Here is a 13,854-nt window from a genome sequence, read left to right on the forward strand (position 1 = left end):
GGCTTCCTGCTCTTTGATCATCCCGATGATTTGCGCCTCGGTGAAACGGCTCTTTCGCATTCGTCTGCTCCTACATAGGTTGGGCAAACTCTACTTCATGGTGAGGGATTTTGCGGGGGGCACGTCAAACCTCATAGACTGCACACAACTTGTCTTTCTTAGAAGATCTTTGAATTCGCTTTAAGTATCGCCCTTCAAGCGCTCTCCGAAGGGATCTAGAAATACTCGTTGAATATGGGCAACCAGTAAGTTCCGAGTTCGCACTGGGCCAGAAAATCCGGCCATCAATACTATTGTTCGCTGCCATATATAGGTCGGAAAGTGCTCGGATGTACTTTTTTAAAGAGGTTTTGCGGGTCGGGTATATGCCTAATTCCGTGAGCCAAAATTCTAGTGCTCCAAAAGTTGTTGCGTCTCTTGGTTCAAATTCGCAATAAACTTGGCGGGTTCCCTCTATCAGCTCACCGAACTGATCCGAGACAGTTGTGTACGTGCGGTTCTCGTCTTTCAAATTTCTTCCTTTCAAACAGTAAAAGCCCTCAAGAGGGCTGCACACCATAGGTGCATTGGTTGAATTGTTGGGAAGCATGGCCGCTACCGCGCCCAAGCATTTGACACAAAAAATCCCGCGATCCTTGCGGGGCGGGGGCTGTGTCGGTAGTTCCCAAGCGTGATTCACGCCCAGCGAATACAGTGTCTAGCATGAGTAGCCATTGACTGTCAATCAAATTCATGAAAGCGAATATGTTTTCTGAGTTTAGGTGTGATTCTCGACAGTCTGATTTTCGCTGTTTGAGAGGGGGCGCCCTTGTAAGCAATCACGCTCCTGGGCAACTGGCTTAAGTCTCTGACCTAAATAGTTTTTTGCCGTAGATGTAGGGGGTTGGTCGGGAACGGAGGTTAGCAGGATGCTGTTTGGGTTAAGATGAACGCCGTGAGATGCTTGGTTGAGGCGCATGCGACGGACCTACGGAAAGCGGTTATTCGACCCGTGGCACTATTGTCGCAGTAACCACGGGTCGCACTTCATGAAAAGGCTTGACAGAAATTACTTGCATACGTGTCTTTGGCTACAGGGGCTGTAGAGCAGGGACAAAGCACGCACGGTGAAGATTACACACCGAAGCAACTGGCTACCCTCAACAGTAGTAGGTTACGTCAAGAAATATGTTCGCGCTTTGTCCTGAGTCATTGCGCTCGTGCTTTCTTCGCCAAGATGACGAGACAAGGCTCTGGGAGAAGCTATCGACGGGGTTGCAATGTTGGGTTGAGGTGCACGAAGACAAAAAGGGTTAGAGCTTATCCTGAGCGAAGCTTATTGATTGCCCAAAAAAAGCATGCTTGTATACATCTTAATGCGTGGAATCAAAGATTGAGGTGATAAAACACTTCTTGTTCTCAACTTTTTCCCTCGAGGCAATTGCGTGATTACTGAGTTGCTCGTCGCGGACCCGCGCGAAGAGGCTGTGGTTTAACTTAATCGGGTACTTCCTCTCAAAATAGGAAACTGGTTATATGAAACCGATGAAGTTGGTTGCGGCGGCTGTAGTCGCCATGGCGCTCTCGTTGTCGCCAGCTGGTGCAGGTGAGCTTCCCTCCGGTGGTAGCGGGAGCGGTAGCGGTAGCGGCAATGGTGCCGGGTTTGCCGTTGTGGCTCTTGTAGCGGTGGTCGCCTTGATGATCTATTCTTCTGTTCGCCAAGTTCAGCGAGAGCAATAATAACAAATTTGGAGCTCCGTCGGAGATCTTGCTCAACGTCCATCCGGCGGGGCCTTTCAGAATTAGTATCCTGATTGCATTTAGTTATTTGAGTCAACCCATATTGGGTCTGTGGTAATCAGGTGATCCCAGGTGTCATGCTCCCATCTTGTTAGGTCACTCATTGGCCTCGCACACTCAGGTCATGTTGACAAAGGGCGGACCCATAGTCGGGTGGGCCTCCGTTGCAGCTGCTAGGAAGAATCGTGATCGGCTGACAGTGCGAACCCCTTTTTTCGACACGTCAGAGACAGATTCTCCAGCTCCAGCTCCAGCTCCAGCTCCTGCTTTGATTTGGAAATCCCATAGCCGATAATTTCTGGGCCATCGGCGCCATTAGGGTAGAGCCTAGCGTTATCGAAACCTGTTACTGTCTGGGTGGTAACTTTAGGGCTGATTTGCTTGCAAATGTTACTAGAATCACCTTACTCTAGATTCAAATGTTACTGGATCGGAGAATATTATGGCTTGTGTTGGTTATCGTCGTGTCAGCACCATAGATCAGAACTTGGACCGTCAAGACTTGGGTCAAGTGGACAAGGTGTTTGAAGAGAAGCTCTCAGGTAAGAGCGCCAAAGATCGCCCAGCGCTGCAAGCCATGCTCGACTACATCCGTGAGGGTGACAGGGTGGTGGTTTACGCCATCGACCGTCTTGCCCGCGACCTCAGAGACCTTCAGGACATTATCCAGACAGTCAACGACATGGGAGCCACCATCGCTTTTCTGTCTGAAGGGCTGACCTTTTCGTCTGATAAGGACGACGCATTTGCCAAGCTACAGCTTCAGATGATGGGAGCCTTTGCCGAGTTTGAGAGGAACATCATCCGCAAGAGGCAGGCAGAGGGGATCGCCAAGGCCAAGGCAAAGGGTGTCTACAAGGGCAGGAAGCCCACCATCGACCGCGACAAGGTGAAGGAACTGAAGGCCGATGGGCTTTCGACTTACAAGATAGCGGACACTATGGGCATCAGCCGGATGTCGGTACATCGTATTCTGAACGGTTAATCTGGTTGAAATCTGAACTACGTTGGGACCCGGCCTAGGGTCCCCTGAAGTTCTAGAAGGGAGGTTTTTGCCATTCGGGTCAGCCACTTCCGGGTCCGAGGAAAAATTTTTGAGGTCACGCGTGTGTGCTTTGGTTTCGGTGGGTACTTGAGCCTAGCCTGGTTGCCGGATGTCCGCACAGCGCAGAAAGCACCCTTTGCAAAGTTGCAACCATTTCCCGTAAGTAGACATAATTATGGCATGTATTGCGAAAATTGAAGTAGCCTATTTCTATATGCTTGACAGAATGCGGTACCCTTGATGGAGTTTGATGCTTGAAGAAAGTTCATTTCGATACGAACCCGACTGAAGAGTCGGCGCAATATGCAGAACTGGCAAACTTGCTACTCGTTTTACTCAATAGAGTATGTGTTGAACTCACCGTAGAATCGCATCTGAATAAGGTTCTCAATGAAGATCAATTTCGAGTTTCTGGCAGCCTAATCCACTCTGTGTGCGCTGTCGGAACGCTCCTTTCTGAGCTTATCGAGGAAAAGTCAATTCGCCTCCCTTATGCGTTTCCGATAGCAAGAATGTGTTATGAGCGGTTGCTGTCGGCAGCATATGTGCTGTCGGACAACGGAGAGGCCGCTAAGCGCTCGATTCTATATTCCGTATATAGTGCCTTCAGAAACCAAAAGAGACACTACTCAGCCGGGAATTATCGCGAGGTGATTCCAGCAGGGTATCGTATTTCACGCAAGTCTAAAATAGTGGCTGAAGCCATTGATTACTTTGAGAAAGAAAAGAACGCAAATCTCGAGTGTGAGCTCGATAGGCATGCCAGATGTAAGATAATTGGAACAAGAAGTAGTAAAGCGGGTATGCTTTTTGAATCGGTTGAGCAAGCAGGTCATGCGACTTCATCAGAGATCGTGCACGGCAGTTATCATTCGACCCTCCTATTTTCGGACAGCGCGGCAGCGGGCTCTCTTGCAAGGAATCTGGATGAAGCAACAACTATGATCATGATGATTTTTATCCTATCATCTGAGGCCATGGGGCACTTGCTTGCAGAGATATTCCCTGACCTTCCAAGCCCACCTCTATTGATCGAAGCTGGCAAGACATTCGCGAAGTTTGAACTGCCGGAGCACACAGACCTCGTCAACCGCGCATATGGAGACACCTAATTTGTGAAGAGTCCGTTTTAGGGGCTTGGAGCGGACCTTAGGCGGATCTAATGCAAACGGCGGCTTTGGACCGTCCACGTTTGGGGCGTGCGATGGGTCTGGCGAATATGCCGCGATCGATCTAATTGCGGCAGAGAGACCATCAACAACCTTTCGTAGTTAGCTCTAAGCGTTTTTTTGATATGAGAGGAAGTCTTCATTGAACCCTAAGCAACAGCACAAGCGTACACTTGTGGAGATATCAAAGCGTCTTCTGAGCGAACTTAAACTGGGCTGTGTTGATGATATTCTTAAAGCCACCAACAAAGCAAATTATCGACGCCTTTTTTCGAGCAATGGGGTCATTATTCTCACTCAAGATTTTGATAGAATACTGAATGAGTTAGAAGCTGCCGCTTCAAAAATATTGGGCTCGAAAGCCGCCAATCGCAAAACAATTCAAGATGCTGCTATGGCTTCGTGTCGCCAAGTTTCAGCCGGCTGCAGCAACAAGTCTACTGCCGAAGAACTGGTTGAAACAATCCTATCGGAGGCTGGCAGAGAATATACTCACGTTTGCGAATGTTACGTTGCAAGGTTCACGAATAGTTTCCAAGAGACGGTCGCAGTTGGCCCGGTGAGGTTGCTTCCCCTCGAAAATGTACTGGGTGAAACAAAGCTTGGAGACAACAAGCGGATAACGCTGGAAATCGAAAATCCTAAGGGTGGGTTATTTATTAGGGGCGCAGAACGACCATTCATAGCGACCAGATCAGCCTGGGCAGTTGAAGTATCTGCAACAAAAGCAAATGTTCCCGTTGAAGCACGGTGGCAAATCGAAGTTGCCATAAGTCTCATGCGATTATCGTCCGATCATTGGAAGGGACACTACCCATTGCTGGGCGAAATAGAGCCTTTACCAACAGTGCGTACAGAGCATCGTGATCTAACTGTGACATACGACAACGAAAGCCTTGCGGTTGGTGGCTCTGAGGTTCCACATTGGTACGAAATCGACAGTGCTGTCGCGGCGGATCTAAGGAATCCTAAAGTTCAGGAAAATGCGCGCCATATTTTCAAACCTAAAAAACAAAGTTTGGCTGAAAGAATCGGAAATGGTTTGGGCTGGATGACGCGAGGGCGGCAGGCACTGGACGGCGCACAAAGAGTCCTTTCATTTGCAACGTCACTGGAATCTCTATTGTCGTCGTCGGACAAAGGAGCCCCTGTAGTTCAAACGATCTGCCGTCATGCTGCGGTCATCCTGACCAATGACGTCGAAGATCGGTTTGGCATCTTTTATGATCTGAAAAAGCTATATGAATTGCGCTCTGCTATCGTTCATACTGGAAGCCGGAGTGTGCTTAAGCACGAAGCCGAGAGCATCCAAGGTTATGCAGAAGCAATATACAAAACAGTGCTTCAAAGGTGCGACCTGAGTATGACGCAAGACAGGTTTAGTGAAAACCTGAGAAAGGCAAGTCATGGAGCGTCTTGGTTGCATTGAACTCACTCAATTCAAGTCTTCGAACATGCCCCGAATAGAAAACAGTTGCTCCACCCTTTTTGCATGAACGGTAGCTCAGGGCAGTTCGAGAAACTTTGCAAAGACACCGATGCGCATTAGTGTCGCTGGTACTGATCGCAGAAAATGGGAGTTCTCCGTCCACCGTGCTGGAAACTTACTTCAGCTTTGGGCTGCCAGCTACCGTTGCTGAACTCGACTAACAACACAAAGGCCTGTCCAGCTACGCATTTGGACGCAAGGGGATGACGATAGCTCTGTTGAGCCAGCAGAACTTTCGATTTTTGCGGGTTTGAGGGCGCAGCGCGAATGCGGCTCGCCTGAGGTTCAGTTGCTAGTGTCCGTATGGACGTGGAGGTTCGATTCCCCTCCTGAGATACGACAAAGTGAGAGAGCTGAAGGAAGAAGGGCTGTCTACTTACAAGATTGCTGAGAATATGGGCATTAGCCGTATGTCAGTCCATCGAATATTAAACGGGTAGGTCAAGGGAATTTACTGAGTGAGAGAGACCCCATCCATGCGGTAGGGTCCCTTGAGATTACTGTGGGGTGATCCTGTTTTGGCTGGGCATCCACCTCGGAGTTCTAGGAAAAAATTACACAGAACCCCTGAGTTTTGCGAGAAACGAGCGTGAGAGGCTGGACGGAAGTACAAACGTTCCGCTGTTGCGTTTCCCATATATCTTTATTTCGTAGTCTTGCCCCGAAGCTTTCTGCAGCTTCGATATGGGCATCTCCAATACAAAGTACTCTTCGGTAGTAACCATTCCGGCGGCAGTTGACGTTCCGCTATCGATAGGAACCAGTTTGAAGTTGGTCCTGTCTTCTCCTATTGCCGATTTGTAGAACCCCCAGTCAGTCCCGGATGCCTTAACGAGCAATTGAGCTGTGCTTCGAATTACTTGTGTCAAATCGGCTTGAAGTGACAGTTTTACTGGGAAATCGTCGGTGAACCCCTGTTGGCTCAAACGAAAGGGAGTTTTGATAGTTCTCTTTCCGGTGAACTTGTCTTCCGTAACAACGATTTCACTTTTCGGCTTTCCTATCTCGCTTGGAGATGTGCCCATGCAACCTGATGCCAGAGAAGCGATAATAATAATTGAAGAAATTGTTCTAATGGTCGTTTATTGTTCCACTTATGTTTCGAGGATTTTATCTGATCCTCTAATGTCATCAGCTTCCAGCGCTGGCCTGTCGAGAGGCCAACGAGTGGCTACTCATCGGTATTTAATAGGTATTCGCAGTCGCCTACTTCATTTTCGGAAGTGATAGAGCTTTCCAGTTTGTATCCGCGAAACTCCTGAAGTTGCCGTCGCGCTTGCAAAACTTGAAGGCGCGCATCTAAAAGTTCGTCGCGAGTAGCGTTAATCTCAACACTAGAGTCTGGCAGTCCAAACTCTCTGAATACACTTAGGCAAATGGGGTTCAGAATAGCCTCTCTTCGATCTCTTCGGTATAATTTCTCGCAGGTTGTTTGAACCATCTTTTCTGTTTCTCGACTTCGCTGTCCCTTGGCGGCGTTGACTCGATATTCAGCTGTCCTTAAGTTTTTCTCGGCTAACGTTAAAGAGCATTCAAGTCTGCGCTCTTCATCTCCGTGGGCTTTCAGAAGTTCGGCATCTCTTCGTTCCTGTTCACGCTTGCGTGCTTCGGCTTCTTCAGAAATTCGCTTTCTCTCTTCGTTCTCTGCTCTTATTTCTTCATCTGTTTTTGCCGAAAAGGACTTTGTAGAAATATCGAAAGTGTATGGTTTTCCTGTTGCGGCCTCTAGGCATTTTGCCGCCCAAGCCCCTTCAACATTTGAATCAGGCACGATCTTTCCAGATAGAATGTCATTGGAAAATTCCTCTAGTCGTGCCGTATCACTGATAAATGAGGATCGATTGCATTCAAAGAAACGCCTTTCGGCGCTTGCATGAGACCCTGTCGCAGATAGTGCAAGAGCGTAGAGGATTAGGAGAGATATTCGCATGGCAAATCTGGCCCTTAAAATAGTGCAGGTGTATGATGCGGTCGGTGCGGGTAAACTATGCTTTGCGAAGTCCGATGGCCGGATACCTGAAGTTTGCGTCTTGCGTGGCTGGTATTATTGTTGTCGAGTATCCAATGATACGGCGTTTCCAGAAGCAACAAGCATCACCATACTGCCTGCTGCACTGAGTTCGACATAATCCAAATCAACGCCTACAACAGCATTCGCACCAACAGCATGGGCTTCTTTTTTAAGTTCGTAAAGAGCAGTTCTCCGGGCATCTCGCATCGTGCTCTGCACAGCTTCGGACCTACCACCAAAGATGTCTCGGACACCGGCGAACAGGTCTTTGAACATGTTCATGCCGAAAGCACACTCAGCGGTGACGATCTCGATACGTTCTATGACTGGTAGATTTGGGGCTGTCTCAGTGGTCAGGATAACTGCTTCGATTTCAGCATTCATGGTCGCAATGGCTTGCGCCTTTCCTGGCCCACCGAGTCTAGATTTGTTGCAGTTCTTGCATAGCGTTCCGCCGGGTCCATAAGAACTGAATGTTCCTAAGTTGGCTCCACAATCACTACACTTCGCCATTACGTCACCCGCTTTATTGCGGAGCCTTGCACGCCGGTTGGGGTATAGCAACCTTGCCCGGCCTTGGCAGTCTGATGTGGCACACATTTTGGCACACATTGTTACCCATCTTGCTGTTTTGGGGCTCTTCCTGTTACGTAGACGGTGGATGCAATAGGATATTGGGTAGAAGGATCGCAGGCGGGAAATTGAAAAATTTTCCCCAGTTTATAGCCGGTTAGGCTTAAACCGACCTGTAGCTCAGCTGGATAGAGCGCTGCCCTCCGAAGGCAGAGGCCAGAGGTTCGAATCCTCTCAGGTGCGCCAATCCCCTGTAGACGGTCCGGTGATGATGGCTCGGTTTCCGCCGCCCGATCTCACCCGCCAAGCGCCGCGACGTTCCCTTTGTTCGGGAAACAGCTCGCGCCTTGACCCTGAGCCTCCTGCCAGCGGCCGATCGAGCGGCGGGTCTTGTAGCCCGGCAAACCGTCGGCGCCGCCCACGTCATGGCCCAGCGTCTCGAGCTGGCGCTGTGCGGCGGCGATGTCAGAGCGGTAGAGCGTGTCGATCCGCCTCCAGGCCTCGCTGAAATCGCCGACACCATAGCGGATGCGGTCGCCGACGTGGCCCACGAACAGCGCGTAGAGGTCAGAGGTGTTGTAATCCTTCAGCACGTAGAAGTTCGGCGTGACGATGAAGGCCGGGCCAAGCCGCCCCGCAGGCATCATCAGATAGCCTTCGCCCTGCAGCTCATGGGCCGGGAAGGGCCGGCCAGAGACGCGGGTGATGCCCATGGCGGCCCAGTCGGCGATGCTGCGGCCCTGGTCAGGCCCCTCCAGCGTGCAGGAGACCCGGTCCGGCACGGTGACCTCGAACCCCCAGTCGCGGCCCGCGACCCAGCCGTGCTCGTCCAGGTAGTTGCCGATCGAGGCGATGGTGTCGGCCTCTGAGCGCCAGATATCGGCCTTGCGGTCGCCATTGCCGTCGGCGGCGTACCGCAGGAAGCTCGTCGGCATGAACTGCGGCTGCCCCAGCGCCCCGGCCCAGCTGCTCTTCATCGCGCTTTCCGGCGCATGGCCGGCTTCGGCGATCTGCAGCGCGGCGATCAGCTCATCGCTGAAATAGCCCGCGCGGGTCGACATGAACCCCTTTGTTCCCAAGACCTCGAACACGTTGTGCGGAATCGCCACGCGGCCGTAACCGCTCTCGCGTCCCCAGATGGCAAGGATGATGCGGCCCGGCACGCCGGTGCGGCGCTCGGTCTCGGCCAGAGCCGCGGCATGGGTGCGGGCCATCTGCTTGCCGATGCGGGTGGCGCCGTCGATCGAGTTGCGGTTGAAGTATTTCGCCGGCGCGCCGAATTCGGCCTGGCGCTGGCGTTTCGGGGTCTCGGGCGCCGTGCCGGGGGGAACCAGATCAGGCAGATCCCAGTTCAGCGTCACACCATCGAAGGCGGTCTCGAAGGTGTGCCGCGACACGCCCTTGGCTTGCGCGCGCGGCCAGATCTCGGCCTCGATCCAGCTGCGGAACTGGCGCTCGATGGCGGGGCGATCCTGCGCCTGGGCGGCGAGGCCAAGAAAAATGAGGGTGACGGTAAAAATAATCGCACGCACTGGGAACCTCCGGCGGTTTCATCGGTTTGGGAAGTGTATCGCAACTGGGAAGGCCGGAAAGAACTCGTTTGCTGCCCACACGGCAGAGTGATCGCCCCTCTGTCCCTGTGCTGCCCGATGGTCTGTCGCATGCTCTCCCCGGATGCCGCGGCCCTCGACAGAACAGAGGGGTGAGTTACAAGGTGGAACCCAGCAAGCCATCAAGCCATCAAGGATGACGACAACGGAAAACGCCGCCCCGAGGGGACGGCGTCGACAGGTCGGTCATGCTGACAGATAAGCCTTAGCGGCCCCAGGCGCGGACCGCGCCGCAATCCATGTGCACGAAGTTGGAGCCCGAGTAACGGCCCACGCCGCCTGCGCGGCAGGCCGAGGCGGCCTTGGCGATCTGGCTGACCGAGCGGCCCTTGAGGCTGACGTCGGCGGCTTGTCCCTTGAGGTGCAGCGAGTTCTTGGCCACGCCGCTGGAGCGGGCCCGGAGCATCGCGTTGGTCTTCGGGCTGCGATAGCCCGAGAGCAGCATATAGGGCTCCGGCACATCCAGAAGATTGTGCGACGCCGCCAGAATGTCGATGGTTCGCAGGTCGATGTATTTCACGTCATTCGTGCGCCAGTCGCGCATGAATTTGTGCACCTCCTCGACCGCATCCTTGATGTAATCGCCCTCGACCCAGTAGATCATGTCGAGCCGCTCGCCCGTCCGGGCCGAGTACATCTTGATGCGCCGAATGTCGCCACCGCCGCGCAGGAAGCCTGCTGCGTTGGTGTAAGTCGGTGCTGCTGTTACCAAAGTTGCCGCAAACGCGCCCAATAGGCCACGCCGCGAGATACCGCTGCCGCGAAGTTCTGTCATGTTGTATTGCGCCTGTCTGTCGCTCTCTAAAAGTTCAGCCCGCGATGTTACGCGGAACCTGCCATCTCATCCCCAGATGCGTGGTCTGTATGCCACAGCGGGGTTTTTTCGCCAACCGCAGATTCCCTCAGGGCTGGCGTCATGCAGGAACTGGGCGAAAACTTGCTCAATCTGATGTACCCACGGCAAGAATGCGCACAAAACCTCCGATTCCCAACCTCTGTCAATTCCCGGGCAAGTATCGGAAGTGTGCATTGCAGTGCTTAAGAATATGTGAGTAGACAGTGGGATATCGCAGACTAGATGCTGGTTTGGTTAATGTATTGAGGTCCGGAGGGACGGTATGACGCAGTCGCAGACAATCGGTCGGTTCAAGGCACTCATGGGGGGCGCGGCGCTGGCCGTTCTGGCGCTGGGGATCGAACCCCGGGCCGCGCTGGCAGAGGTGACCGCCTTCAAGCAGGCCGTGGCCGAGACCGCTTCGGTCAATCGCGACATCGCTGCCTTTTACCGCGAGACCAAGTTCGAGCCGATCTGGACCGGTGACAACGAGTTGCACCGGGCCCGTCGCGCCGCCCTTCTGGTGGCGGTGTCCCGGGCCGGGCTCTACGGGCTGCCGACCGACAACTACGACCCCGAGAAACTGCGTGCGCGGATGGCCTCGGTTCAGGGCGAACGCGCACTTGGCGCGCTCGAGGTCGAGCTGAGCGAAACGCTGGTGCTGTTCTCGCGCCACATGCAGACCGGCATTCTCAACCCGCGCAAGCTCATGTCGGGCATCAAGCGCGACGCGCCGCTGCGCGATCCGATCTCCTATCTGCGCGATTTCACCGAAGGCGATCCGGATGCCTTCTTCCGCACCATCGTGCCGACCTCCGGCGAATATACCCGACTGGTGCGCGCCAAGTTCGAACTCGAGCGTACCGTCGCCGGTGGCGGCTGGGGGGCTCAGGTGCAATCCGACAAGGTCAGCCCCGGCGACGGTGGCCCGGCCGTGGTGGCGCTGCGCAACCGGCTGATTGCCATGGGCTACCTCGACCGCTCCAACACCGCGGTCTATGACGGCGCGCTGCAAAAGGCGGTGCAGGAATACCAGAGCGATCAGGGGCTCGAGCCCGATGGTGTTGCCGGCCCGGCGACCCTGCGCGCGATCAACGTGCCGGCCTCGGAACGGCTGAAATCGGTTCTGGTGGCGATGGAACGCGAGCGCTGGCTTAACAAGCCGCGCGGCAAGCGGCACATCCTCGTCAATATCCCCGACTTCAAGGCGCGGATCATCGACGACGACAAGGTCACCTTCGAGACCCGCTCGGTGGTGGGCAAGGACCAGCCCGACCGCGAGACGCCGGAATTCTCGGACGTCATGGAATACATGGAGATCAACCCGTACTGGAACGTGCCGCGGTCGATCGCGACCGAGGAATATCTGCCTGCGATGCGCCGCAACCGCAACGCCGCAGGGCATCTTCAGGTGATCGACGGCCGCGGCAACATCGTGCCGCGCTCGGCGATCAACTTCGCGCGCTATACCGGCCGGACCTTTCCGTTCAACCTGCGCCAGCCGCCGTCGAACAGCAACGCGCTGGGGCTGGTCAAGTTCATGTTTCCCAACAAGTACAACATCTACCTGCATGACACCCCCGCCAAGAGCCTGTTCTCTCGCGAGGTGCGGGCTTTCTCGCATGGCTGTGTCCGCCTGAGCGAGCCGTTCGAGTTCGCCTATGCGCTGCTGGCCAAGCAGGTCGACGATCCGGTCAACTACTTCCAGTCACGGCTGCAATCGGGCCAGAACACCCGCGTCACGCTGGAAGAGCCGGTGCCGGTGCACCTGATCTATCGCACTGCCTATACCGACGCCCGCGGCCGGGTGAAATTCCGCGCCGACATCTACGGCCGCGACGCCCAGGTCTATCGCGCGCTGCAGAACGCGGGGGTGGCGCTGTCCTCGGTTCAGGGCTAGACCGGGCCGCGCAACCAATGCGAGGCGCGCGATGAGCTACAGTCTGAAGGACATAGCGGTGGCGCTCGGCTGCGAGGCAGCGGGCGCCATCGACATTTTGATCGAGGGCGTGCGCGAACCGGCCGAGGCCGGGCCGGCGCATCTGGCCCTCGCCATGAAACCCCAGTTCGCCGAGACGCTGCCCAAGGGCCGGGCCCGCGCCGCGCTGCTCTGGGCCGGGGCCGACTGGCAGGCGATGGGGCTCGAGGCCGCGATCTTTGCCCAACGGCCGCGCTTTGCGCTCTCCGGCCTGTCGCAGATGATGGACCCGGGGCCGGAGTTCGCCGAGGGCGTCCATCCGACGGCGGTGATCGATCCCTCGGCCGAGATCGGCATCGGCGCCAGCATCGGCGCCTTCACGGTGATCGGCCCGAGGGCGGTGATCGGGGCCGACGCGATGATCGGCCCGCACTGCTTTGTCGGTGCCGGCGTGCACCTGGGCGAGGGGGCGCTGCTGCACCCGCAAGTCACCCTGGCCCATGGCGTGCGCATCGGGGCGCGTTTCATCGGCCATTCGGGCGCCCGCGTTGGCGCCGACGGCTTCAGCTTCGTCACCCCCGAGAAGAGCGGCGCCGAACGTGCCCGCGAGACGATGGGCGATCAGGGCGAGACCGCGGCGCAGCCCTGGTCGCGGATCCATTCGCTGGGCGCGGTGCGCATCGGCGACGACGTCGAGATCGGCGCCAATGCCTGCATCGATCGCGGCACCGTGCGCGACACGATGATCGGGTCCGGCACCAAGATCGACAACCTCGTTCAGGTCGGCCACAACTGCATCATCGGCCGAGACTGCCTGCTGTGCGGCCAATCCGCCTTGGCCGGCTCGGTCAAGACCGGCAACAACTGCGTCTTTGGCGGCCAGACCGGCATCGCCGACAATCTGCTGATCGGCGACAACGTGATCACCGGCGGCGGCTCCAAGGTGCTGTCGAACGTGCCGAGCGGCCGGGTGATGCTGGGCTATCCGGCGACCAAGATGGATATCCAGACCGAAAGCTACAAGGCAATCCGCCGGTTGCCACGCCTGCTGCGCGAGGTCGCAGCGCTCAAAAAAGCGGTTTCCAAGCAGGGCGAGAGCGACTAAATCACCCAAGGATCACAAGGCAGAGGACCATCCGATGGACGTCAAGGACAAGGTTGTCGAGATCATTGCCGAACAGGCGGTTCTGGAGAAATCCGATGTCGCGATGGACAACACGCTCGAGGATCTGGGGATCGACAGTCTCGGCCTCGTCGAGAGCATCTTTGCCATCGAGGAAGCCTTCGACATCTCGATCCCGTTCAACGCCAATGAGCCTGCCGAGAGCGATTTCGACATCTCCAGCGTCGGCAGCATCGTGGCCGGGATCGAGCGCCTGATTGCCGAGCAAAAGGGCCAGGCCGCGGGCTGAGCATGAAAGCGGG

At 55.3% G+C, this 13,854-nt stretch carries 11 protein-coding genes; 7 read left to right on the forward strand and 4 right to left on the reverse strand.

What is annotated here, in order from left to right:
* Nucleotides 1-2,221 precede the first annotated feature (2,221 nt).
* The 4 genes from VOI27_RS11420 to VOI27_RS11435 all read left to right on the forward strand — a co-directional run bounded on the left by VOI27_RS11420 (nt 2,222) and on the right by VOI27_RS11435 (nt 5,922).
* A complete protein-coding gene (locus VOI27_RS11420; RefSeq protein WP_323765476.1) occupies nt 2,222-2,764 on the forward strand; it encodes a recombinase family protein in 543 nt (180 codons plus the stop codon).
* Nucleotides 2,765-3,078: 314 nt separating this feature from the next.
* Entirely contained in the window at nt 3,079-3,936 is an 858-nt protein-coding gene (locus VOI27_RS11425; RefSeq protein WP_323765477.1) for a hypothetical protein, read from the forward strand.
* A gap of 199 nt (nt 3,937-4,135) precedes the next feature.
* The gene (locus tag VOI27_RS11430; RefSeq protein WP_323765478.1) at nt 4,136-5,422 is read left to right on the forward strand and encodes a hypothetical protein; all 1,287 of its coding nucleotides are present in this window, start codon (nt 4,136-4,138) and stop codon (nt 5,420-5,422) included.
* 404 nt (nt 5,423-5,826) lie between these two features.
* Nucleotides 5,827-5,922: a helix-turn-helix domain-containing protein gene (locus VOI27_RS11435; protein WP_323765479.1), complete on the forward strand. Its 96-nt coding sequence runs from the start codon at nt 5,827-5,829 to the stop codon at nt 5,920-5,922.
* Between the two features lie 731 nt (nt 5,923-6,653).
* Here VOI27_RS11435 and VOI27_RS11440 read toward each other — a convergent pair.
* The 4 genes from VOI27_RS11440 to VOI27_RS11455 form a co-directional block, all read right to left on the reverse strand.
* On the reverse strand, nt 6,654-7,253 hold the full coding sequence (locus VOI27_RS11440; protein WP_323765480.1) for a hypothetical protein: 600 nt from the start codon (nt 7,251-7,253) through the stop codon (nt 6,654-6,656).
* 273 nt (nt 7,254-7,526) lie between these two features.
* The gene (locus tag VOI27_RS11445) at nt 7,527-7,877 is read right to left on the reverse strand and encodes a YbjQ family protein (RefSeq protein WP_323765481.1); all 351 of its coding nucleotides are present in this window, start codon (nt 7,875-7,877) and stop codon (nt 7,527-7,529) included.
* Nucleotides 7,878-8,362: 485 nt separating this feature from the next.
* Nucleotides 8,363-9,598 (reverse strand): lytic murein transglycosylase, encoded by a 1,236-nt coding sequence (locus tag VOI27_RS11450; protein ID WP_323765482.1) that lies wholly within the window; start codon nt 9,596-9,598, stop codon nt 8,363-8,365.
* 283 nt (nt 9,599-9,881) lie between these two features.
* Nucleotides 9,882-10,451 carry a YcbK family protein gene (locus VOI27_RS11455; protein ID WP_323765483.1) on the reverse strand — a complete coding sequence of 190 codons (570 nt, stop codon included), beginning with the start codon at nt 10,449-10,451 and terminating at the stop codon, nt 9,882-9,884.
* Nucleotides 10,452-10,794: 343 nt separating this feature from the next.
* Here VOI27_RS11455 and VOI27_RS11460 point away from each other — a divergent pair, with 343 nt between their 5' ends.
* The 3 genes from VOI27_RS11460 to VOI27_RS11470 are packed head-to-tail and all read left to right on the forward strand — an operon-like array spanning nt 10,795 to nt 13,841.
* Nucleotides 10,795-12,411 (forward strand): L,D-transpeptidase family protein, encoded by a 1,617-nt coding sequence (locus VOI27_RS11460; protein WP_323765484.1) that lies wholly within the window; start codon nt 10,795-10,797, stop codon nt 12,409-12,411.
* Between the two features lie 31 nt (nt 12,412-12,442).
* A complete protein-coding gene (lpxD, locus tag VOI27_RS11465; protein ID WP_323765485.1) occupies nt 12,443-13,534 on the forward strand; it encodes a UDP-3-O-(3-hydroxymyristoyl)glucosamine N-acyltransferase in 1,092 nt (363 codons plus the stop codon).
* Between the two features lie 34 nt (nt 13,535-13,568).
* The gene (locus tag VOI27_RS11470) at nt 13,569-13,841 is read left to right on the forward strand and encodes an acyl carrier protein (RefSeq protein ID WP_323765486.1); all 273 of its coding nucleotides are present in this window, start codon (nt 13,569-13,571) and stop codon (nt 13,839-13,841) included.
* Nucleotides 13,842-13,854 lie beyond the last annotated feature (13 nt).

Source organism: Marinovum sp. (genome assembly GCF_034669705.1).
GTDB lineage: Bacteria > Pseudomonadota > Alphaproteobacteria > Rhodobacterales > Rhodobacteraceae > Marinovum.